Here is a 23868-nt window from a genome sequence, read left to right on the forward strand (position 1 = left end):
CCGTGCGGGTTAAGGCGCCGGGATGGTAAAGCGCTGATGGATGTTTTCCAGTTCGGCGATAATCTCGTCGTTTAACGTCAGTTCCAGGCTATCGAGATTGGTCTGTAACTGTTCCAGGGAAGTGGCGCCCAGCAGGGTAGACGCCACAAACGGTTGCCGGCGCACAAACGCCAGCGCCATCTGCGCGGGGTCAATGCCGTAGCGCTGCGCCAGCGCCACATATTCGGCAATCGCCTGCTGGGTATGGGGCGCGCTGTAGCGGGTAAAGCGGCTGAACAGCGTATTGCGCGCGCCCGCCGGTTTGGCGCCATTGAGGTATTTACCGGTCAGCGTGCCGAAGGCCAGGCTGGAATAGGCCAGCAGCTCCAGCCCTTCAAACTGGCTGATTTCCGCCATGCCCACTTCAAAACTGCGGTTCAACAGGCTGTAGGGATTCTGCACCGTGACGATGCGCGGCAGATCGTGCTTTTCCGCCAACTGCAGATAACGCATGGCGCCCCAGGGCGTCTCGTTGGAGATGCCGAGATAGCGGATTTTCCCCGCCCGTACCTGCTCGGCCAGCGCTTCCAGCGTTTCGAGTATGGTTACCGCCAGTTTTTCGTCGGTGTACTGGTAATTCAGTTTGCCGAAGCAGTTAGTGGCGCGCTGCGGCCAGTGCACCTGGTAGAGATCGAGATAATCGGTGCCCAGCCGCTGCAGGCTGGCGTCCAGCGCCATGCGGATATTCTTGCGATCCAGTATCTGCTGGGGCCGGATGCCGGCGTCATTGCCGCGCGTGGGGCCGGCGACTTTGCTGGCCAGGATCACCTTTTCCCGTCCGCCCCGTTGCTTAAGCCAATTGCCGATATAGGTTTCGGTCAGTCCCTGGGTTTCGGGGCGCGGCGGCACCGGATACATTTCAGCCGTGTCGATCAGATTCACCCCGGCGGCAACGGCATGATCCAGCTGCGCATGGGCATCGGCCTGCGTATTTTGCTCGCCAAAGGTCATGGTGCCCAATCCCAGAACGCTGACTTCTAGTGAACTATGGGGAATACGGTGATAATGCATTGAGGCTTGTTCCTTAATGTCTGAAAAGATCAGGCGTCAACAGGCGCCGCCCGATCAGACTATAACCAAGCCAGGGCGCGGGGAAAAGCGCAAAATGGGCGGGCGGGGATGTTTAACCGACAAGGGCGCCGAACGCTCAGCGCGCGATCATCTGCGATACCTCATTACCGTTAATCTGCATATCATTGCCCTGCTCGTCGGTATAGCGAATCAGGCCGGTGGACTTATCCAGTTTAGGTTTGCCCTGGGTCAAAATCATCCGGCCGTCCTTGGTCGCCATCACATAATCACTGGCGCAACCCGATAGCATGACGGTGAATAACACCGCCGATACGATTGCCACTTTTTTATTCATGTTATGTCCATGTTAAGCATTGGATCAATTACGACGGGCGTGGCTGACTTTCTTATTCCTGAGAAGGTTCAGCGCCTCGACGCCCATAGAGAAAAACATCGCAAAATAAATGTAGCCTTTAGGTACATGAATATCAACGCTTTCGAGGATCAGGGTAAAGCCGATTAAAATCAGGAACGCCAGCGCCAGCATCTTGACCGAGGGATGGCGGGCGACGAACTCTCCTATCGGCCGCGCGGCGAACATCATCACGCCCACCGCGATCACCACCGCCGCCATCATGATAAACAGGTGATTGGACAGGCCGACGGCGGTAATCACCGAATCCAGGCTGAAGATAATATCCAGCAGCATGATTTGCGTGATGGCGCCGAGAAACGAACTGACATTGGTGCTTTGATCGGCTTCACCCCCTTCCAGCGCCTGGTGGATCTCCCGGCAGGATTTCCAGATAAGGAACAATCCTCCCAGCAGCAATATCAGGTCGCGAATCGATACCTCGGTCGCGAAAACGGTAAACAACGGGTAGGTAAGGCGAATCACCCACGAAATGGACGCCAGCAGGCAAAGCCGCATGACCATGGCGCCGAACAGGCCCAGACGGCGGGCTTTGGCTTGCTGTCTCGCGGGCAGCTTGGCGACGACCAGGGAGAGAAAAATGATATTATCAATACCAAGGACGATTTCCAGAACAGTCAGTGTTCCCAGCGCCAGCCACGCATCGGGATCCACGATCCAATCAAACATTGTGATCCATTACCTAAATGTAAACGAAGCTTAAACGAATATTATAAACAGGTCCAAAGGGCAGCAGGCAAGGTAAAATGCATTTACATCAGGAAATGCCGTGCCAGCATTGGCCCGGTGAAGGTCTTTTTCAGGTAAAACCCGCGCGGTAACGTCATGATCGGCTGGCCGAATTCGCCGATGGCCCTGGTCAGCGCCCGGCTATTGGCGGCCTTGGGCCTCAACTGCAGCACCTCGCCGTGGCGCGCGGTGATATGTTCCACGCGCCCGAGTACGATTAAATCCATTAATTCCTCCCAGTCATTTTGCAACAGCGATTCTTCCTCGGCGCTGGGACTCCACAGCAGCGGCGTGCCGATACGGCGTCGGGTGAGCGGGATCGCGCGTTCGCCTTCCACCGGTATCCACAGTACCCTGGCCAGCTTATACCTGACATGGCTGGACGCCCAGGTGACGCCGCTGTTGCCGGTCAGCGGCGCGACACAGACAAAGGTGGTTTCCAGGGGGCGGCCGCGGCTGTCGACCGGTATGGTTTTCAGTTCCACCCCGATGGCGGCAAAATCCTGCTCGGGTTTACTGCCCGCGCTGGCGCCCAGGTAACGTTCCAGCAAGACGCCGATCCAGCCTTTATCACGTTTCAGGTTGGCCGGCAGCACCAGGCCCGCGTGCGCCGCCAGTTCACCCAGATTATAGCCCGCCAGGGCGCTGGCGCGCGCCAATAGCTCTATTTCGTCCCCCGGCGGGAGGATCGGTGTGGCGATGAGGGGAAGGGTCATAAATAGTTATCCGCGTGCTGTATAAAAACTAATCGGCCGCCGGGGCCGTCCGACCCAGGATCGGCATTTAATCATCAGCCATAAATAATAGCATGATTTCACACTCTTTTTTAAGCGCCGATCGCGTTTTGCCGCCGGCGCGCCCGAGGTTGTACACCTGAAGCGGGCGACAATGAACAGGATCTTACACCATGTTATCCACAGAAGTATGGGATAAACCTAATAAACTGGCACTACTGTCACTATTTACAGCCTTGACGCCCCTGTTTTTTACAGGTTTGTACATATATCGCCGCGCTTTACAGCATAATTTGTGGATAAAATCATCATCGTCTGTTTTTTAACCTCATCGCGCGCAACCGGTGGACAGGCGGATCCCGCACGATCGTTCCCACTGCGGGATCCGGCAACAGGCGATTGAAAATCATTGTGTTTTCCCGCGGCGCGTTTTGCAAAGCCGGCGCGCGGCGAAAAGTTTTCCCTCTTTAACCCAGTGTTCTGCACATACCTATCCACAGAAAAAGTGAATAAAAGCACCGGCAGTTATCCCCGGCTGTTGATAACCATGCCGCATCCGGACGCCATTCGACGTCCAGGAAGTCGGACATTCCTTAAAAGCAGTGGTTTACCGTATTGAGCGAGTGTGAAACAATCAGGCTATCTTGCATTTTATGTAATCGAGGTAGTCCGGTGATCGATGATGATGGCTACCGCCCGAATGTTGGTATTGTGATCTGTAATCGTGATGGGCAGGTGGTATGGGCCAGGAGATATGGGCAGCACTCATGGCAGTTTCCCCAGGGCGGCATTAATCCCGGCGAAACCGCGGAACAGGCCATGTACCGTGAACTGTACGAAGAGGTCGGGCTGAGCCGTAAGGATGTGCGCATACTGGCCTCCACCCGTAACTGGTTGCGTTACAAGCTGCCGAAGCGTCTGGTACGCTGGGACACCAAGCCGGTTTGTATCGGCCAGAAGCAAAAATGGTTCCTGCTGCAGCTCATGTGCCCGGACGCCGATATCAATATGCAGCGCGGGGGCACCCCTGAGTTCGACGGCTGGCGCTGGGTCAGTTTCTGGTACCCGGTGCGCCAGGTGGTTTCTTTTAAGCGGGACGTTTACCGCCGGGTAATGAAAGAGTTTTCTACTATTGTCATGCCGTTGCAGGAAAGCGCTGTGCAACGGACTCTCCCAGGCTACAGACGGAAGAGGGGTTAAGCCACGCAGAATATGCTCACGCGCTTGCGGGAAATCGTTGAAAAGGTCGCCGCCGCGCCGCGCCTGTCGGATACGCTGGAAATTCTGGTCAATGAGACCTGTCTGGCGATGGATACCGAAGTCTGTTCGGTTTATCTGGCCGATAACGATCGCCGCTGCTACTACCTGATGGCCACGCGTGGTTTGCAAAAACCGCGCGGGCGCACCATCACGCTGGCTTTCGACCAGGGGATCGTCGGGCTGGTGGGCCGCCTGGCGGAGCCCATCAACCTGGCCGATGCCCATAACCATCCCAGCTTCCAGTACATTCCGGCGGTAAAAGAAGAGCGTTTCCGCTCCTTCCTCGGCGTGCCGATTATCCACCGCCGCCAGCTGCTGGGCGTATTGGTGGTGCAGCAGCGCGAACATCGCCAGTTCGACGAAAGCGAAGAATCCTTTATGGTGACGCTGGCCACGCAAATGGCCGGTATTTTGTCGCAATCCCAGCTCAACGCGCTGTTCGGCCAATACCGCCAGACGCGCATCCGCGCGCTGGCCGCCGCCCCCGGCGTGGCGATAGCCCAGGGGTGGGTGGACAACAGCCAGCCTTCGCTCGATCAGGTTTTTCAAGCTTCGTCGCTGGACAGCGCGCGCGAGCGCGAGCGCCTGACGCTCGCCCTCGGCGAAGCGGCGGCGGAGTTCCGCCGTTTTAGCAAGCGTTTCACCGCCAATGCGCAAAAAGACAGCGCGGCGATTTTCGATCTCTACTCCCATTTGCTTAACGACGCGCGCTTAAAGCGTGAGCTGTTTGCGCGAATCGATGCCGGCGCCATGGCCGAATGGGCGGTAAAACAAGTTATCGAGCTGTTCGCCGAGCAGTTCGCGCAGTTGAATGACAGCTATATGCGCGAGCGCGCCGGCGATTTACGTGCCCTCGGGCAACGCCTGCTGTTTCATCTGGGCGATAACATCCAGGGCGAGACGCCCTGGCCGTCGCGTTTTATCCTGGTGGCCGATGAGCTGAGCGCCACACTGCTGGCCGAGATGCCGCAGGACAAAATGGTGGGCGTGGTGGTCAGGGACGGCGCCGCCAATTCCCATGCCGCCATCCTGGTGCGGGCCATGGGCATCCCAACCGTTATGGGCGCCGATATCCAGCCGGCGCTGCTAAACCAGCGGCTGTTGGTGGTGGACGGTTATCGCGGCGAGCTGCTGGTGGATCCCGAACCGGTGCTGGTGCAAGAGTACCAGCGTTTAATCAGCGAGGAAAAACAGCTCAGCCGCCTGGCGGAAGACGATGTGGAACAGCCGGCGACCATGAAAAGCGGCGAGCGCATCCAGGTGATGCTTAACGCCGGCCTGAGCGCCGGACATGAACAGCGTCTGGGCAATCGCGTGGACGGCGTCGGCCTCTACCGCACCGAAATTCCGTTTATGCTGCAAAGCGGATTTCCGTCCGAGGATGAACAGGTCGCGCAATACCAGGGCATGTTGCAGCTGTTCCCGGCCAAGCCGGTGACGCTGCGCACGCTGGATGTCGGCTCGGATAAGCAACTGCCCTATATGGCGCCGCTTAATGAGGAAAATCCCTGCCTGGGCTGGCGCGGTATCCGCATCACGCTCGATCAACCGGAAATTTTCCTCATCCAGGTGCGCGCCATGCTGCGGGCCAACGCGGCTACCGGTAATCTCAGTATCCTGCTGCCGATGATCACAAGCGTCGACGAAATCGACGAGGCCCGGCGCCTCATCGACCGCGCCGGGCGCGAGGTGGAGGACATGCTGGGGTACGCGCTGCCGCCGCTGCGCATCGGGGTGATGATTGAAGTGCCCGCCATGGTGTTTATGCTGCCGCTGTTGATCAACCGGGTGGATTTTGTCTCGGTGGGCAGTAATGACCTGACCCAGTACCTGCTGGCGGTGGATCGCAACAATACCCGGGTGGCGGCCATGTACGACAGCCTGCATCCGGCCATGCTGCAGGTATTGGTGAAAATCGTCGCCGAGTGCCGCCTGCTGGGGCTCGATTGCAGCCTGTGCGGCGAAATGGCCGGCGACCCCATGGGCGCGCTGCTGCTGGCCGGCATGGGTTATCGTACCCTCAGCATGAATGGACGCAGCGTCGCCCGCATCAAATACCTGCTGCGTAATGTGGAGCTCGGCGACGCCGTTACCCTGGTGGAACGGGTGCTCACCGCGCAAAATGCCATCGATGTGCGTCATCAGGTGGCAGCGTTTCTGGAGCGCCGCGGGCTGGGCGGTCTTATCCGCGGCGGCAGGTAGGACGGCCGGCGGCGCAACCCGATATTAAAAACGCGTAAATTTTCCGTCGCCCCGCCGCGAACATTAGGCCGCTATGCTATGATATGCCGCCATCGGACGAACCAGGCGCACGGCGACGCAACGCTTTTTCGTGACCGAACGGCCTGCCGCCCCGTCGCACCGACGCGGTGAAAATGACTTAAATCGTGGTGATGAATGACAATGAATTATCTGGCCTTCCCGCAGTTTGACCCGGTGATTTTTTCCGTGGGACCGGTGTCGCTCCATTGGTACGGCCTGATGTACCTGGTCGGTTTCGTCTTTGCCATGTGGCTGGCGGTGCGCCGCGCCAACCGGCCCGGCAGCGGCTGGACCAAGGATGAAGTGGAGAATCTGCTGTATGCCGGGTTCCTGGGCGTGTTCCTGGGCGGACGCATCGGCTATGTGCTGTTCTATAACCTGCCGCAGTTCCTCGAGAATCCGCTTTATCTGTTTAAGGTATGGGACGGCGGCATGTCGTTCCATGGCGGCCTGATGGGCGTTATTATCGTGATGCTGTGGTTTGCCCACCGCACCAAACGCCATTTCTTCCAGGTGGCGGATTTTATCGCCCCGATGATCCCCTTCGGCCTGGGCGCCGGCCGGCTGGGCAATTTTATCAACGGCGAACTTTGGGGGCGCGTAACGACGGATACCCCGTGGGCGATGCTGTTTCCCAGCTCGCGCGCCGAGGATCTGGCCCTGCTGCCTTCGCATCCGCAATGGCAGGCGCTGTTTAACCAGTATGGCGTATTGCCCCGCCATCCCTCGCAAATTTATGAACTGCTGCTTGAAGGCGTGGTGCTGTTTATCATCCTGAATGTGTTTATCCGCAAGCCGCGCCCGCTGGGCAGCGTCTCCGGCCTGTTTCTGATGGGGTACGGCGCGTTTCGCATCATCGTGGAGTTTTTCCGCCAGCCCGACGCGCAGCTCGGATTATTCGACGATGCCATCAGCATGGGGCAAATCCTGTCGTTGCCGATGATTATCGCCGGTCTGATTATGTTTATCTGGGCCTACCGCCGCCGCCCCCAGCAACAACTGTCCTGAGGTCACATGAAACAGTATTTGGAACTGATGCGCCTGGTTCGGCATCAAGGCACGCCGAAAGCCGATCGCACCGGCACCGGCACCTTATCGATTTTCGGCCATCAGATGCGCTTTAACCTGCAGCAGGGTTTTCCGCTGGTCACCACCAAACGCTGCCACCTGCGCTCGATCATTTATGAGCTGCTGTGGTTTCTCAACGGCGATACCCAGGTGGATTATCTGCACGAGCACAACGTGTCCATTTGGGACGAGTGGGCGGATAAGGACGGCAATCTCGGCCCGGTGTACGGTAAGCAATGGCGCGCCTGGGGCGCGGCGGACGGCCGCCGGATCGATCAGCTGAGCCGGGTGATCGAGCAGTTGCGCCAGGACCCCGACTCACGGCGCATTATCGTTTCCGCCTGGAATGTGGGCGAGCTGGATCAGATGGCGCTGGCGCCTTGCCATGCCTTGTTCCAGTTTTATGTCGCGGACGGTACGCTGTCCTGCCAGCTTTACCAGCGCTCATGCGATATTTTCCTCGGCCTGCCGTTTAATATCGCCAGCTACGCGCTGCTGGTGCATATGGTGGCGCAGCAGTGCGACCTGCGGGTGGGGGATTTTGTCTGGACCGGCGGCGATACCCATCTTTACAGCAATCATCTGGAGCAGGCCGACCTGCAGCTGACGCGCGCGCCGCGTGAACTGCCGCGCCTGGTGATCAAGCGTAAGCCCGCGTCGCTGTTCGACTACCGTTTTGAGGATTTTGATATCCAGGGTTACGACCCGTATCCGCCAATCAAGGCGCCCGTGGCAATCTGATATTGCGCGCCCGTTAACGCGTCTGCTTTGCAAGGGAGGTTAACGGGCCTGCCGCGCCGTGGGGCGCCATAGTTTTGTTATGCTCCCCGCAATATTTTGTCTGTTTGCACCTCTCCCCTAAATCCATGCGACAGCCCGTCGCACTTTGCGTCTTACCCGGTAGCGCGGCGGGATGGATAGCCGCTATCCTGCGGTGCATGAAAATTCCCAACCTGTCACAGCGGGGCTATACCCTGATTGAAATGATGCTGGTGCTGGCCTTGACGGCGATGCTGGCGCTGTCGGGCACGTTTGTCTGGCGGCATTACCAGCATAAATCCCAGCTCGAACACGCGGCGCGCCAGATAGCGGATTTCATGCAGCGTTTACAGTGCCGGGCCGCCTGGGGCAATCATCATTATCGCATCAGGGTGCGAACCGGCCTGGACTGGTCGCTGGAGGCGCGTGGGGACGCGCAGGCGCACCCTATGCCGGCGCCGGCAATGACCTTGCGGCGGCAGGCGTCCGCCGGGAGTATCCGGCTGGAGATTTCCACGCCCGGCTACCTTATCCTGGCGGGGCTGCGCAATACCGCCACGCCGGCCCACCTGACGCTCAGCAACCCGGCGGGCAGGATCAGGGTTATCCTGTCTGGCAAGGGGCGGGTCAGGGTGTGCAGCGAGCACGGCCGCTGGGCGGGGATCGGGCCGTGCTAAACCGGGCGCAGCGGGGGGCGGGCCTGGCGGAAACCCTGGGCGCCCTGGCGGTGGTGTCCCTGCTGCTGCTGGCCGGCCTGCGGCTGTTGCCGCTATTGCATCGCCTCAGCCACGGCGGCATGCAACAGGCCAGGCTGGTTCGGCAGATTGATTACAGCCTGCTGGCCATGGAAAAAGATTTGCGCCGCGCCGGTCATTGCCGGCCGCCCTGCGCACGGTCCGGCGTCGTGCTGGGGCAGCGACGCGGCGAGCGTGAAAATTCCTGCCTGATCGTCAGTTACGCCTTTTATCCGACCGGGGCCAGAACGGCGGGAGGCCGCGTCGTCAACGATACCTTCGGCTACCGTTTGCATCGCGGCGCCTTGGAAACCCAGCGCGGCGTCAGGCATTGCGACGAGGCGGGCTGGGCCAATATGCACGATCCCCGGCAGGTGCGGATAACACGGCTCAGGTTTGAACCGGTGGCGGCCCATGCATGGCGGATCACGCTGCATGGCGTGCAAAGCGATCGTCCCGGCAGCGGGTATCGGACCAGCCGGATCGTTGTCGGGCGTAATGGATGAATACTCAATCGCAGCGGGGCGGCGGCTCCCTGGCGGCGCTGCTGGCCGTATTGTTTACCGGCATGGCGGCCCTGGCGGCGTGGCAGCGTTTTATGGATGCTTCCCTGGCGTTGATTGCCGATGAACAGCATTACCTGAGCGCTTTTCATCAGGCCGAATCCGCGCTGTCGTGGGGAACCGGCCAGTGCTGGCGGGGGGAGGACGGGCAATGCCTGCGGCCGCCGGGCGGAAATTTCCAGGCCTGCCTGCTGGCGGGGGCGGGCGGCAGATGGATACTGCGCGGCCACGGCGATGGTGTAGCCGAACCGGTGTATCTGTACCGCGTGGTGGCGATGCGCCCTGTGGGGCAGTTGGGGGACGGCGCAACATCATGGCGTCTGACGCCGCTGCCCGCGGGCTGGCTGGACTACCACCCGGGCTGAATCCTTTGCGAGGTGTAATGAAAAGCTATCATCAGCGGGGGCACGGCATGCCGGAAGCATTAATGGCGGTACTGTTGTTTTCGCTGGTGGCGCTGTTTATGCTGCACTATCTGCAGCGGCTGGCGAACCGGCAGGAAGATGTGCGCCAGTACCGCCAGGCATTGACGCTCAGCCACCAGGCGTTGGAAGGATATCGCCTGCCAAGCCTGCGGGACAGGCTGACAGCATGGACCTGCCCGCCGGTTGGCGGCTCGATATCGTCGTACAGCCGCTGGCCGGCGGCTGTACGCGGGTCAGTGCCGGGGTCGCAACCGCGCGCGGGCAACGGGCAACGCTGTGCGAATGGTTTTGTTTGCCCGTGGATGCGAAGCGACGTGGGGGTGATACCGTCGATGGCGGGTGATCAACGCTTGTTTTCAGCGCGAATACCGCTAGAGTGTCGGCATGAGTAACACCCGTTGGTTCAGGCGAAAGGGGGCGGCATGTTTACGGTGTACCATTCAAACCAGCTGGATTTGCTTAAAGCGCTGGCCGCCGCGCTGATCGAGGGGCGTCCGCTGCGCGATCCGTTCCAGCCGGAGGTGATCCTGGTGCAAAGCTCCGGCATGGCCCAATGGATGCAGATGGCGCTGGCGGCGCGGTTCGGCATTGCCGCCAATATCGAATTTCCCTTGCCGGCAAGCTTTATCTGGCAAATGTTCACCCGCGTATTGCCGGATATCCCGCAGGAGAGCGCGTTCTCCAAGGATGCCATGACCTGGAAACTGATGGCATTGCTGCCAAAGCTGTGCCAGCAGCCCGGGTTCGAGGTGATCTGCCAGTACCTTAAGGATGACGGCGACCGGCGTAAATGTTTCCAGTTTGCCGCCCGTATCGCGGATCTTTTCGATCAATACCTGGTCTTCAGGCCGGACTGGCTGGAGCGCTGGCAGCGCGCAGAGCCGGTGCCGGACCTGGGCGATGCCCAGTCCTGGCAAGCCCCCCTGTGGCGGGAACTGGTGGCGTTCACCGACCGGGCCGGGCAATCTCCCTGGCATCGCGCCAACCTCTACGCGCGGTTTATCCAGACGCTGGAAGAGGCGGCCGAATGTCCGCCGGGCCTGCCCGAACGCGTATTTATCTGCGGCATTTCCGCCTTGCCCCCCACCTATTTACAGGCGTTGCAGGCGCTGGGGCGCCATATCGACATTCATCTGCTTTTCACCAACCCTTGCCGCTATTATTGGGGCGATATCCGCGATTACGCCTTCCTGGCCAAGTTGCAAAACCGCAAACGCACCCATTACCAGGAGCCACGGGAACAGGGCCTTTTCCGCCGGCCGGCGGAGGCCGGGGCGCTGTTCAACGACGCGGGAGAACAGCAGGTCGGCAATCCTCTGCTGGCTTCCTGGGGTAAACTGGGCCGCGATAACCTGTATCTGCTGGCCCAGCTGGAGGGCGTCCAGGAAGTAGACGCCTTTGTCGACCCGCCGGACGACGGCCTGCTATCCACCCTGCAGCGCGACATACTGGAACTGGAAGATCATGCCGTGGTCGGCATGACCCGCGAGACGCTGGAGAACAGCCGGACAAAACGGCTGCTGCAGCCCTCCGATCGTTCCCTCAGCCTGCATGTCTGCCACAGTCCGCAGCGCGAGGTGGAAGTGCTGCACGATCGGCTGCTGGCGATGATCGGCGACGATCCCAGCCTGTCGCCCCGCGACATTATCGTCATGGTGGCGGATATCGATCGTTATACGCCCGCGATCCAGGCGGTATTCGGTCATGCCGGCAGCGGGCGCTATCTGCCGTTTGCCATTTCCGACCGGCGCGCGCGCCATATCCATCCGGCGCTGCCGGCGTTTTTGTCCTTGCTGGAGCTGCCGCAAAGCCGCTTCGCCGCCGAACAGGTGCTGGCGCTGCTTGAGGTGCCGGCGGTGGCGGCGCGTTTTTCGATTAACGAGGACGGGCAGAAGTTGCTGCGGCAATGGGTCGCCGAGTCGGGCATCCGCTGGGGCCTGGACGACGATAATATCCGCGAGCTGATGCTGCCCGCCACCGGCCAGCATACCTGGCAATTCGGACTGACGCGCATGCTGCTGGGGTACGCCATGGACAGCCATAGCGGGGACTGGCGCGGTATTCTGCCTTACGACGAATCAAGCGGGCTGATTGCGGAACTGGTGGGCCATCTGGCGGAATTGCTGGCGCAGCTCAGGCGCTGGCGGGACATCCTGCGGGAACCGCGCGACCTGGCCGGATGGCTGCCCTGTTGCCAGGAACTGGCGGCGGACTTTTTCCTGCCGGACAGCGAGACCGAAGCCGCGCTGGCCCTGCTGGAAACCCAATGGCAGGAGATCCTGCAATTCGGCCTGCAGGCTGCCTATGACGAACCCTTGTCGATCACGCTGCTGCGCGACGAATTATCCGCCCGGCTGGATCAGCAGCGCGTCAGCCAGCGCTTCCTGGCGGGCACGATTAATTTTTGCACGCTGATGCCCATGCGATCCATCCCTTTCAAGGTTGTGTGCCTGCTGGGCATGAACGACGGCGTCTATCCGCGTTCGCTGCCGCCGCTGGGGTTCGATTTAATGGCCGGCCAGGCGAGACGGGGCGACCGCAGTCGCCGCGACGATGACCGCTACCTGTTCCTGGAAGCATTGCTGTCGGCCCAGCAGCGTTTTTACATCAGTTTTATCGGCCGTTCTATCCAGGATAACAGTCAACGCTATCCGTCGGTGCTGGTCAGCGAATTGATCGAGTATGTCGCGCAGAGTTTTTACCTGCCGGGGGATGAGGCGGTGGATGTGGACACCAGCGCCGCCCGGGTCAGCGCGCATCTGTGCCAGTGGCACAGCCGCATGCCGTTTGCCGCCGAGAATTTTATCAAGGATACCGAACAGCAAAGTTTTGCCGCGGAGTGGCTGCCCGCCGCCAGCGCGGGCGGCAAGCCCCATCCCGAGTTTACCCGTCCGCTGGACCCGCAGCCGGTTACCCTGCTGGCGTTTGACGTGCTGAAACGGTTTTACGGCCACCCGGTGCGCGCCTATTTCCAGCAGCGCCTGGGCGTCTATTTCCGCCTGGAAGAAACCGAGCTGTCCGCCGACGAGCCGTTTGTCGTCGAAGGCCTGGACCGCTACCAGCTTAACGACCAACTGCTTAATACGCTTATCGCCGGGGAAGATCCCGACCGGCTTTACCGTACCTTCAGGGCGGCCGGATACCTGCCCTACGGCGCATTCGGCGAACTGTATTGGGCCAAACAGCGCGATGAAATGGCCCTGCTGGCTGAAACGGTGCGCGAACAACGCCGTGATGGAGCGCAAAGCATTGAGATAAGCCTGATGCTGGGCGACGTCGAACTGAGCGGCTGGCTGCCCCAGACGCAGAGCGACGGCTTGCTGCGCTGGCGTCCGGGCGTTTTATCGATGAAAGACGGCATGGCGCTGTGGCTGGAGCATCTGGCATGGTGCGCCATGGGCGGCGGCGGGGAAAGCCGCATGTACGGCACCAAGGGCCAGTGGCGTTTTGCCGCGTTGACGCCGGAGCAGGCGAAAGCGTTTTTACTGACGCTGGTAACGGGTTATGGCCAGGGCATGAGCACGCCGCTGCTATTATTACACCGCGCCGGCGGCGCATGGCTGGCACAAAGCTACGACCACGACACGGGCGCCATTGACTGGGGGGAATCCTGCCAGCTCCAGGCGCGCGATAAGCTGATGCAGGCCTGGCAAGGGGACGGCTACACGCCCGGCGAGGGACAAGACCCCTACCTGCAGCGGCTGATGCGGCAATTAAACTCGCCGCACGTCGAGGCGATTATCCAGGCGGCGCAAACTTACCTGCTGGCGCCGTTCAGCCTCAATCTGGCGGAAGCCGAAAAGGCACGACGGGGGAAAAAAAGCACGTTAAGCTAACAACACCGGCGATAGCCGGTAAATACATCGCGAAATAAGCGAAGAGGCCATGGCCGGCCCTTCAGGGTTGTTGGAGAGTGGAATGCGTAGATTGGTTGTGGGATTGTTCAGTTGTGCTGTGTTGTGTTGTTTGGGCATTGCGCCTGCCGTAGCGGATGTCGCCGGCTGGCAGCCGATAAAGGAGACCATCCGCAAGAGCAGCAAGGACATACGCCAGTACCAGGCCGTCAGGCTGGCCAACGGCATGACGGTATTGCTGGTCAGCGATAAGCAGGCGGTGAAGTCGCTGTCCGCCCTCGCGGTGCCGGTGGGATCGCTTGAGAACCCGGATGACCAGTTGGGCCTGGCCCACTATCTTGAACATATGATCCTGATGGGGTCGAAAAAATACCCACAGCCGGAAAACCTGGCGGAATTCCTGAAAAAGCACGGCGGCGATCATAACGCCAGCACCGCCTCCTACCGCACCGCATTTTACCTCGAGGTGGAAAATAACGCCCTGGAGCCAGCCATCGATCGCCTGGCGGACGCCATCGCCGAGCCGTTGCTCGATCCCGGCAACGCCGACAAAGAACGTCATGCGGTCGATGCCGAACTCACCATGGCCCGCGCCAATGACGGCTTACGCATGGCGCAAATCCGCGCCGAAACCATGAATCCCGCCCATCCCGGCTCGCGTTTTTCCGGCGGTAACCTCGACACCCTACGCGATAAGCCGGGCAGCAACCTGCACCAGGCGCTGAAGGCGTTTTATCATCGTTATTACTCCGCCAACCTGATGGTGTCGGTGATCTACGGCAACCAGCCGTTGCCCGAATTGGCGCGGATCGCGGCCGCCACCTACGGACGCGTGGCCAACCGCCACGCCACGGTGCCCAAGATTACCGCACCGGCGGTGACAAAAAAGCAAACCGGCGTCCTGATCCACTACCAGCCGGTGCAGCCGCAGAAAATGCTGCGCATCGAGTTTCCCATCACCAATAACAGCCAGGCTTTTCGCAGTAAAACCGATACTTATATCAGTTACCTGATTGGCAACCGCAGTCCGAACACCCTGGCTGACTGGTTGCAGAAACAGGGACTGGCGGATGCCATAGACGCGGGCGCCGATCCCATGGTCGATCGCAACGGCGGGGTGTTCGCCATCGCCACGTCCCTGAGCGATAAAGGGCTCAGGCAACGGGATGAAGTGGTGGCGGCAATCTTCAGTTACCTGAAGACCCTGCGCGAACAAGGGATACAGAGGCAATATTTCGATGAGATTGCCCATGTGCTGGAACAGGATTTCCGCTACCCGGTGATTACCCGCAATATGGATTATATCGAATGGCTGGTGGACTCCATGCTGCGGGTGCCGGTACAGCACGTGCTCGATTCCGCCTATGTGGCGGACCGCTACGATCCCAAGGCCATCGCCGCGCGCCTGGACGGCATGACGCCGGACAAGGCCCGCATCTGGTTTATCAGTCCGGACGAGCCGCATAACAAAAGCGCTTATTTTGTCAACGCGCCTTACCAGGTGGATAAAATCCCGGCGCAACGGCTGACGTTATGGCGCCAAACCCAGCCTCATATCCAGCTGTCGCTGCCGGCGCTCAATCCCTATATCGCCAGCGATTTTTCATTAATCAAAGCCACCGCGGCGCCGGCCTATCCGCAGTTGCTGATCGACGAACCGGGACTGCGGCTGCGTTATATGCCCAGCCGGTATTTCGCCGACGTGCCGCGGGCGGATATCACCCTCAATTTCCGTAATCCCGCCGTCATGGCTTCCGCCCGCAATCAGGTGCTTTATTCCCTGAACGACTATATCGCCAGCCAGGATCTGGCCGAGCTCAGCAATCAGGCCTATGTGGGCGGCATCAGCTTTTCCACCTATGAAAACGACGGGTTGACCATTAAAGCCTCGGGGTATACCCAGCGCCTGTCGCAACTGGTATTAAGCCTGGTGGAGCGTTACGCCACCTTTACGCCGACGGTTGATCAGCTGTTACAGGCCAAAAGCTGGTATCGCCAGCAGCTGGACGGCACGGAAAAAGAGAAGCCGTACGCGCAGGCGATGATCCCGGTCAAAGTGTTGTCGGCCCTGCCGTATGTGGAACGGGATGAGCGGCGCGCCCTGATTGACGGCATGACGGTACAGGATGTGATTGATTACCGCGAAACCCTGTTCAAGCCCACCGCGCTGGATATGCTGGTGGTGGGCAATATGACGCCGCAGCAGGCCACCGAACTGTCGGCACAGCTGAAGAAACAGATAGGTTGGACGGGCACGCAGTGGCGGCGCGCCGACAAAGTGCAGATTACCCGGCCGCAGCTGGCCGTGATGCAAAAACAGGGCGGCAGTTCTGATGCGGCGCTGTCCGCGGCGTATGTCCCCGCCGGCTATGACCGGATACAGGGCATGGCTAATAGCTATATGCTGGCGCAAATCGTGGAGTCCTGGTTCTACCAGCAGCTGCGCACCCAGGAACAGTTGGGATATGCGATTTTTATGGTGCCGGTATTTGTCGGCGACCAGGGCGGGATCGGTTTTGTGCTGCAAAGCGGCACCCGGCAGCCCGCATACCTTTACCAGCGCTACCAGGCGTTTTTCCCCGAGGCGGAACGGCGGCTGCGCGCTATGGCGCCCGCGGATTTCGAGCAGTATAAGCAAGGCATTATCAGCCAATTGCTACAGCAGCCGCAGACGCTGGCCGAAGAAGTGGGACAATATACCGATGACATCGAGCGCGATAACCTGTCTTTCGATACCCGTGCTAAAGTAGTGGCGGCGCTGCGGCAGATGACGCTCGCGCAGCTGGCTGATTTTTTCCATCAGGCGGTAATTGCGCCGACCGGGCTGGCGCTATTATCCCAGATTGGCGGCAGCGGCGACGGCCACGCTCCGGCGGAATATGCCGCGCCCGCGGGCTGGCAGCTTTATCCCAACGCCTCGGCGCTGCAAAGGACGTTACCCGTACTTGCTCATCAATAGAGGAAAACAGCATCCTTGACCGCGCAGATACTTAATCCGCTGACGTTGCCGTTGCAGGGCGCAAGCCTTATCGAGGCGTCGGCGGGTACCGGGAAAACCTACACGCTGGCGGCGCTTTATCTCCGCCTGCTGCTGGGGCTGGGCCAGCAGGCGGCTTATCAGCGCCCGCTCAGCGTGGAAGAAATCCTGGTGGTGACCTTTACCGAGGCGGCCACCGAGGAACTGCGGGGACGCATCCGGGAGAATATCCACCGCCTGCGGCTGGCCTGCGTGCGTGGTCCTGCCCTGAGTGAACCCGGCAAGGACGACCTGTTTCAGGAACTGCTGGCCCAGGTCGCCGATACGGAGCATGCCGCCCGTTTACTGCTGGCGGCCGAACGGCAGATGGATGAAGCGGCGATTTATACCATTCATGGCTTTTGCCAGCGCATGCTCGGCCAGAATACCGTTGAGTCGGGTATGTTGTTCCAGCAAACCCTGGTGGAAGACGAATCGGCGCTCAGACGCCAGGTCTGCGCCGACTTTTGGCGCCGCCATTGCTACCCGCTGCCTTACGCCATCGCCCAGGCCATACACCAGGAATGGGACGGTCCGGAAAAACTGTTGGCTGAATTGCTGCCTTATATGCAGGGCGAGGCGCCGGTGGTGCGCAATCCGCCGGATAAAACCGAGTCCATCCTGGCGCGGCATGAGCGCATTATCGCCCGCATCGACGCCCTTAAGCGGTCATGGCGCCAATCCGCCGGTTTGTTGCCGGCCCTGGTGGGCGACTCAGGCGTCGATAAGCGCTCATACAGCAGCAAGAACCTGCCTGTGTGGCTGGATAAAATGTCAGCCTGGGCCGCCGCGCCAACCGATGATTATGCGGTGCCAAAAGAGCTTGAACGCTTCCGCCAATCGGTACTGCGCGCCAAAACCATCAAGGGCAGCCCGCCCGAACATGCCCTGTTCGACGAAATCGACCGGTTTTTCCAGGAGGCGTTGACGCTGCGCGAGCTGATTTTTGTGCTGGCGCTGGATGAAATGCGCCTCGCGCTGCAACTCGAAAAGCGCCGGCGCGGTGAACTGGGCTTTGACGATCTGCTTAGCCGTTTTGACGAGGCGCTGCGGGGCGAGGGCGGTGACGCCCTGGCGCAGTCGGTGCGCGCGCGCTATCCGGTGGCGATGATTGACGAATTCCAGGATACCGACCCCCAGCAATACCGCATTTTCCGCCGCCTCTATGGCGGGCAGCCGGCCTGCGGCCTGGTATTGATTGGCGATCCCAAACAGGCGATTTATGCTTTTCGCGGCGCGGATATTTTTACCTATATGCGCGCCCGCAGCGAAGTTAGCGCCCACTATACTCTCGGCACCAACTGGCGCTCCTCGCCGCCCATGATCGGCGCGGTGAACCGCCTGTTCCAATCGCTCGCAAACCCCTTTATTTTTGCGCAAATTCCCTTTTTGCCGGTCGCCGCCGCCCCGGAAAACGACGCGCTATCGCTGATGGTCGACCAGGCGCCGCAGCCGGCGCTGCGGGTCTGGCTGCTGGCGGGGGACGGAACCGGTGTAAGTGAGTACCAACATTTAATGGCGCGCCAGTGCGCCGCCGCCATCAGCGACCTGCTGACCGCCGGCCGGGACGGGCGCGCCTGGCTTAACGGCCGCAAGGGACGCGAGGCGCTGCAGGCCTCGGACATGACGGTGCTGGTGCGTAACCGTAATGAAGCCTCCCTGGTGCGCGACGCGTTAAGCGCATTGTCGATCCCCGCGGTTTACCTGTCCAATCGTGACAGCGTTTATGAAACGCCGGAGGCGCGCGAGCTGCTGTGGTTGTTGCAGGCAATCCTGATCCCGGGCCAGGATAACGCCCTGCGCTGCGCCCTGGCCACCAGCCTGATGGGGCTAGACGCCCAGGATATCGATGCCGTCAACCACAACGGCCAGGCCTGGGACGCGCTGGTGGATGAGTTCGCCGGGTATCGCCAGCTGTGGCGGCAACGCGGTGTGCTGCCGATGCTGCGCCAGGTGATGATTGCCCATCAGATAGCGGAGAACCTACTGGCCAGCGTTAATGGCGAACGCAGGCTGACCGATCTGCTGCATCTGGCCGAACTGCTGCAGGAAGCCTCGGCGCAGCTGGATAACGAACACGCGCTGGTGCGCTGGCTGGCGTTGCAGATTGAACAGCCCAACACCCAGGCCGATAACCAGCAGCTGAGGCTGGAAAGCGACCGCCATCTGGTGAAGATCACCACGGTGCATAAGTCCAAGGGATTGGAATTTCCCCTGGTATTCCTGCCGTTTGTCGCCGATTTCCGGCTGCAAAAGCGCCCCTTGTTCCATGACCGCAGTGATTTCCAGGCCTGGCTGGATCTGGCGGCCTCCGAGGAGAGCCTCGCGCTCGCGGAGGAAGAGCGGTTGGCGGAAGACCTGCGCCTGCTGTACGTGGCGCTGACCCGTTCCATTTATCAATGTTGCATCGGTATCGCGCCGCTGTTTCGCGGCACCCGTGCCAAAAACGGCGATACCGATGTGCATCAAAGCGCGTTGGGCTACCTGATACAGCAGGGCGAGCCCGGCGGCGGCGCCGTCCTGCGGGCGCGGCTTGAGCAACTGTGCGCAGCGGATATCGCCCTGGACGTGATTACCCAGCCGCAGGGGCACCCCTGGCAACCGGCCGTGACGGCGCGGCATAGCCTCGCCGCCCGGCGCTTTCAGCCGCGCGCGCAGGACAATTGGCGCGTCACCAGCTATTCCGGCCTGCAACAGCACGGCGGCGGACCGGGGCTGATGGAACTGCTGCCCCGGCTGGACGTCGACGCGGTGGGCGAACGCCGTCAGGACGCCGAACCCGAGCTGTCGCCCCATACCTTTGCGCGCGGCGCCTCCCCCGGCACCTTCCTGCACGCCCTGTTTGAATCGCTCGATTTTACCCGGCCGCTTGATGAGGATTGGCTCAGTGGGCAACTGGCGCAAAACGGCATCAGCGACATTTGGCGACCGGTTATCGGGCAGTGGATGGACCGGGTATTAAACGCGCCGCTCGGCGCCTCCGGCATTACGCTCTCCCGACTGGCGCCGGGGCGGAAACAGGCGGAGCTGCAGTTCTATCTGCCGATCGACGCCACGGTGACCGCCGGCGCGCTGGATATGCTGTGCAAACGCTACGATCCGTTGTCCGCGCGCTGCCCGCCGCTGGATTTTCCCCAGGTGCGGGGAATGCTGAAGGGGTTTATCGACCTGGTATTTTGCTGGCAGGACCGTTATTACCTGCTGGACTACAAATCCAACTGGCTGGGCGAAGACGATGCCGCCTATACGCCCGAGGCGATGGCGCAGGCCATGGCGGAGCATCGCTACGATCTGCAATACCAGCTTTATACCCTGGCGTTGCACCGTTACCTGCGCCATCGCCTGGCGGATTATGATTATCGCCGCCATTTTGGCGGAGTCTTTTATCTGTTCCTGCGCGGCGTCGCGGCCGATAATCCCGGCAACGGCATATTTTACTGCCGCCCTGAACCGGCCCTGATTGACGGGCTGGATACATTATTCAGCCAGGGCGCGGCGGTCACCAGCGAGGATAAGGCGATTTAATGGACGTTGTGATCGAGCAGGCGCAATTACTGCGGCTTTGGCGGCCGCTGGATATCCAGTTTGCCCGCATGCTGGCGAGCGCGGATGAGCCGGCCCTGCTGCTGGCTTGCGCTTGCCTGAGCGCCGACGCCGGCGCCGGACATGTTTGCCTGCCGTTGACGCTATTGCAGCCCGGCGGCCTGTTCAACGGCCGGCATCCGCAGCTGGCCGAGCATGCCTGGCGCCTTGCCGGCAAGCCCTCGCCGGACGAGTGGCCGCGTTTGCTGAACGCGTCGCCGGCGGTCAGCGACGGTTCCAGGCCCACCCCCCTGGTATTAGATCAGGGCCGGTTGTATTTGCAGCGCATGTGGCAAAATGAACGGCGGGTCGCGCATTTTTTTAACGCCATCCGGCCCATGCCCGCTGGGGATGAAGCGCTTATCAGGCGGGTGCTGGACCGGTTTTTCCCGGCCGGCGCCGATGCGGTGGACTGGCAAAAAGTGGCGGCGGCGGTGGCTATCACCCATCCGGTGGCGCTGATTTCCGGCGGCCCGGGCACCGGTAAAACCTCGACGGTGGCGAAAATGCTGGCCGCCATGGTGGTGCTGGGCGGCGATGCCCGTCTGCGTATCCAGCTGGCGGCGCCCACCGGGAAAGCGGCGGCGCGCCTGAGCGAGTCCCTTGGCGCGGCGCTGGCGGCGCTCGGCCTTGACGAACGGCAGCGGCGGCTGTTCCCCGCGGAAGCCGTGACGCTGCACCGGCTGCTGGGCGCGCAGCCCAACAGCCAGCGCATGCGTTACCATCAGGATAATCCGCTGCATGTGGATATCCTGATTGTCGACGAAGCCTCGATGGTCGATCTGCCGATGATGGCCAGCCTGATCGCCGCGCTGCCGCCGCAGGCGCGGGTGGTTTTTTTAGGCGATCGTTGCCAACTGGCGTCGGTGGAAGCGGGGGCGGTGCTGGGCGACATCTGCTTTCTGGCGGAGAACGGCTATAGTCCCGGGCGTAATGCGCAGCTGCGGCGGCTTACCGGCTGCGAGGTGCCGGCGGGCACGCCCGTGGCGGGACACCAGACGGGGGACAGCCTGTGCCTGCTGCGTAAAAGCTACCGCTTTGACGCGGGATCCGGCATCGGCCGTCTGGCCAATACCGTTAACAACGGCGATGGCCGGGGGGCGCTGGCGTTGCTGAAAGCCGGGCGTGATGAGGACGTGGCCTACGCGCCGGTGCGCGACGGCGAAGACTATCTGCGCCTGCTCGACGGGTGCGTGGCGGGCTATCGTGATTACCTGCGGCTGGTGCGGGACGGCGCCGGGGCAGGCGCGGTGTTAGCGGCATTTGACCGCTACCGCCTGCTGTGCGCGCTGCGCGAAGGGCCTTTCGGCGTCGCCGGCCTTAACGCGCGGATTGAACAGGCGCTGGCCCAGGCGGGGTTGATTAAGCGCCAGGCGGATGCCGCCGGCAGGGGGTATGCGGGACGGCCGCTGATGATCACCCGCAATGCGCCGTCCCTTGGACTGTATAACGGCGATATCGGTATTATGCTGCCGGATGCGCAGTCTGCGCTGCGGGTCTGCTTCCCGCTGCCTGACGGCACCATCAAGGCGGTGCCGCTAAGCCGTCTGCCCGATCATGAAACCGCTTTTGCCATGACGGTGCATAAATCCCAGGGGTCGGAGTTTATCCATACGGCGCTGGTGCTGCCCAACCAGTTTCTGCCGGTGCTAACCCGCGAGCTGGTCTATACGGCCATTACCCGCGCCCGCGAGCGGCTGTCGGTCTATGCCAACGACGAGGTGATAAGCCAGGCCATCGCCACGCCGACCGAGCGGCGCAGCGGCCTGCGGGAATTGCTGTTAAAGGGGTAGGCCGCCGGCAGGCTTGCCGGCGCACGCGGTAGCCGGCGGGCGTCCCGGGAATGCTCGCCGGCGCAGCCCGGTTACTGGCCGGTGAGGTCCGCCACCAGGATTTTTGAACGGCGATGGTAGTTATACAGCGCCTGCTTCTGCTGCGGCAGCACTTCCACTTCCGCCGGGGTAAAACCGCGCTCCTGGAACCAGTGAATGCTGCGCGTCGTCAGTACAAACAGCTTTTTCAGCCCCATCTGGCGCGCCTGCTGCGTAATGCGCTGCAACAGCATTTCGCCGCGCGACGAACTGCGGTAATCGGGATGCACGGCCACGCAGGCCATCTCCCCCAGCTGTTCTTCCGGAAAGGGGTAAAGGGCGGCGCAGGCAATGGTCAGGTTGTCCCGTTCGATAATAGTGAATTTATCGATTTCCATTTCCAGCTGTTCGCGGGACCGGCGCACCAGGATGCCCTGCTGCTCCAGCGGGCGTATCAATTCCAGGATGCCGCCGATATCGTTAATGGTCGCGCGCCGCACCTGTTCCGCGCTTTCCATCACGATCTGGGTGCCGATGCCTTCGCGGGAGAACAGTTCCTGCACCAGCGCGCCGTCATCCTGATAGCTGATCAGATGGCAACGGCGCACGCCGCTGCGGCAGGCTTTCACCGCGCCGCGCAAAAAGCGCACCGTGCCGGAATGGTAATCGCCTTTTTTTTCCAGCGCGTCGATACGCAGCTGGGCCTCATTGGGAAACAGTTCGGATATTATCTCGCCCTTATCGTCACACACCCCTTGCGAAGAACAAAAGCCGATAATCTTTTCCGCTTTCAGTTTGATAGCCAGCTGGGTGGCCACTTCTTCCGAGGTCAGGTTAAAGCTCTCGCCGGTTACCGACACCGCCACCGGGCCGAGCAGCACGATAGCGCCGCTGTCCAGCTGGCGATGTATCGCCTCGTCGTCGATACGGCGGATGCGGCCGCTGTGGCAGTAGTCCACCCCGTCGTCCACCCCGAGCGGCTGGGCAATGATAAAATTGCCGCTGACCACATTAATATGCGCCCCCTGCAGCGGCGTATTGTTCAGGCTCATGGACAGCCGCGCGGTAATATCCAGCTGCAGCAGGCCGGCCGCCTGCTTGACCAGTTCAAGGGTCGGCGCGTCGGTGACGCGGGTGTGCTTGTGGTAAATAGGTTCCAGGTGGTGCACCGACAGATTGGCGTCGATTTGCGGCCGTGCGCCGTAGACCAGCACCAGGCGGATGCCCAGGCTGTGAAGGAGGCCGATATCATTAACGATGTTGGCGAAGTTTTCATGTTCGATGGCTTCGCCGCCTAACATGACGACAAACGTCTTGCCCCGATGGGCATTGATATAGGGAACTGAGTGACGAAAGCCTTGGACCAGTTCAGTACTACGTTCCTTCACGGCAAATCCTCTGTGAATGATTATTCTGATTTTGTGTATTTTTATTCTATAAATAGGGTATTGGCAAGCAGCATTTTTCCCCATTCTTGTTTGTAAAGAATCGAAAATAAACCCCGAAGCACTAAGCATAGAGCCTTTTAAGGATGACAGATACCGGCGGATTCGCTAAAGTTTTTGCCATTCGAAAAAATGACTGCTTT

Annotated in this window: 17 protein-coding genes; 12 read left to right on the forward strand and 5 right to left on the reverse strand. The window is 60.8% G+C overall.

The window, feature by feature from the left end; translation table 11 throughout:
- Positions 1-9: 9 nt before the first annotated feature.
- From ACL2XM_RS26885 to mutH, 4 genes are all read right to left on the reverse strand, one after another.
- On the reverse strand, positions 10-1050 hold the full coding sequence (locus ACL2XM_RS26885) for an NADP(H)-dependent aldo-keto reductase (protein WP_410013674.1): 1041 nt from the start codon (positions 1048-1050) through the stop codon (positions 10-12).
- 136 nt (positions 1051-1186) lie between these two features.
- Positions 1187-1405 (reverse strand): YgdI/YgdR family lipoprotein, encoded by a 219-nt coding sequence (locus tag ACL2XM_RS26890; RefSeq protein WP_410013675.1) that lies wholly within the window; start codon positions 1403-1405, stop codon positions 1187-1189.
- Positions 1406-1429: 24 nt separating this feature from the next.
- Positions 1430-2152, reverse strand: coding sequence for a TerC family protein (locus tag ACL2XM_RS26895; RefSeq protein ID WP_410013676.1), 723 nt, complete (start codon positions 2150-2152; stop codon positions 1430-1432).
- Positions 2153-2235: 83 nt separating this feature from the next.
- A complete protein-coding gene (mutH, locus tag ACL2XM_RS26900; protein WP_413721345.1) occupies positions 2236-2928 on the reverse strand; it encodes a DNA mismatch repair endonuclease MutH in 693 nt (230 codons plus the stop codon).
- Between the two features lie 690 nt (positions 2929-3618).
- Between mutH and rppH the strand changes: the two genes are divergently transcribed.
- The 12 genes from rppH to recD all read left to right on the forward strand — a co-directional run bounded on the left by rppH (position 3619) and on the right by recD (position 22262).
- On the forward strand, positions 3619-4146 hold the full coding sequence (gene rppH / locus ACL2XM_RS26905; RefSeq protein ID WP_410013678.1) for an RNA pyrophosphohydrolase: 528 nt from the start codon (positions 3619-3621) through the stop codon (positions 4144-4146).
- A gap of 12 nt (positions 4147-4158) precedes the next feature.
- Positions 4159-6408 carry a phosphoenolpyruvate--protein phosphotransferase gene (gene ptsP, locus ACL2XM_RS26910; RefSeq protein ID WP_410013679.1) on the forward strand — a complete coding sequence of 750 codons (2250 nt, stop codon included), beginning with the start codon at positions 4159-4161 and terminating at the stop codon, positions 6406-6408.
- A 195-nt stretch (positions 6409-6603) separates the two neighbouring features.
- On the forward strand, positions 6604-7476 hold the full coding sequence (gene lgt, locus ACL2XM_RS26915; RefSeq protein WP_410013680.1) for a prolipoprotein diacylglyceryl transferase: 873 nt from the start codon (positions 6604-6606) through the stop codon (positions 7474-7476).
- A gap of 6 nt (positions 7477-7482) precedes the next feature.
- Positions 7483-8277 (forward strand): thymidylate synthase, encoded by a 795-nt coding sequence (gene thyA / locus ACL2XM_RS26920; RefSeq protein ID WP_410013681.1) that lies wholly within the window; start codon positions 7483-7485, stop codon positions 8275-8277.
- Positions 8278-8474: 197 nt separating this feature from the next.
- A complete protein-coding gene (locus tag ACL2XM_RS26925) occupies positions 8475-8972 on the forward strand; it encodes a prepilin-type N-terminal cleavage/methylation domain-containing protein (RefSeq protein ID WP_413732023.1) in 498 nt (165 codons plus the stop codon).
- Positions 8930-9535: a prepilin peptidase-dependent protein gene (locus ACL2XM_RS26930; RefSeq protein WP_413732025.1), complete on the forward strand. Its 606-nt coding sequence runs from the start codon at positions 8930-8932 to the stop codon at positions 9533-9535. Before ACL2XM_RS26925 ends, ACL2XM_RS26930 begins: the two co-directional genes overlap by 43 nt.
- A complete protein-coding gene (locus ACL2XM_RS26935) occupies positions 9532-9957 on the forward strand; it encodes a DUF2509 family protein (RefSeq protein WP_410013684.1) in 426 nt (141 codons plus the stop codon). The genes ACL2XM_RS26930 and ACL2XM_RS26935 overlap by 4 nt, the downstream gene beginning before the upstream one ends.
- A gap of 226 nt (positions 9958-10183) precedes the next feature.
- The gene (locus ACL2XM_RS26940) at positions 10184-10360 is read left to right on the forward strand and encodes a prepilin-type N-terminal cleavage/methylation domain-containing protein (RefSeq protein WP_413732027.1); all 177 of its coding nucleotides are present in this window, start codon (positions 10184-10186) and stop codon (positions 10358-10360) included.
- A 79-nt stretch (positions 10361-10439) separates the two neighbouring features.
- Positions 10440-13853 (forward strand): exodeoxyribonuclease V subunit gamma, encoded by a 3414-nt coding sequence (gene recC / locus ACL2XM_RS26945; RefSeq protein WP_413732028.1) that lies wholly within the window; start codon positions 10440-10442, stop codon positions 13851-13853.
- Positions 13854-13935: 82 nt separating this feature from the next.
- Positions 13936-16830, forward strand: a complete 2895-nt coding sequence (ptrA, locus tag ACL2XM_RS26950) for a pitrilysin (RefSeq protein WP_413732030.1) — start codon at positions 13936-13938, stop codon at positions 16828-16830.
- A 15-nt stretch (positions 16831-16845) separates the two neighbouring features.
- Complete coding sequence (recB, locus tag ACL2XM_RS26955) at positions 16846-20412, forward strand: exodeoxyribonuclease V subunit beta (protein WP_413727745.1); 3567 nt, start codon at positions 16846-16848, stop codon at positions 20410-20412.
- Positions 20412-22262 carry an exodeoxyribonuclease V subunit alpha gene (gene recD / locus ACL2XM_RS26960; RefSeq protein WP_413732032.1) on the forward strand — a complete coding sequence of 617 codons (1851 nt, stop codon included), beginning with the start codon at positions 20412-20414 and terminating at the stop codon, positions 22260-22262. Before recB ends, recD begins: the two co-directional genes overlap by 1 nt.
- Before the next feature lie 71 nt (positions 22263-22333).
- Here recD and argA read toward each other — a convergent pair whose 3' ends face one another.
- Positions 22334-23668, reverse strand: coding sequence for an amino-acid N-acetyltransferase (argA, locus tag ACL2XM_RS26965; protein ID WP_410013690.1), 1335 nt, complete (start codon positions 23666-23668; stop codon positions 22334-22336).
- Positions 23669-23868: the final 200 nt, after the last annotated feature.

The sequence above is a fragment of the Sodalis sp. RH20 genome (assembly GCF_047324205.1).
GTDB lineage: Bacteria > Pseudomonadota > Gammaproteobacteria > Enterobacterales > Enterobacteriaceae > Acerihabitans.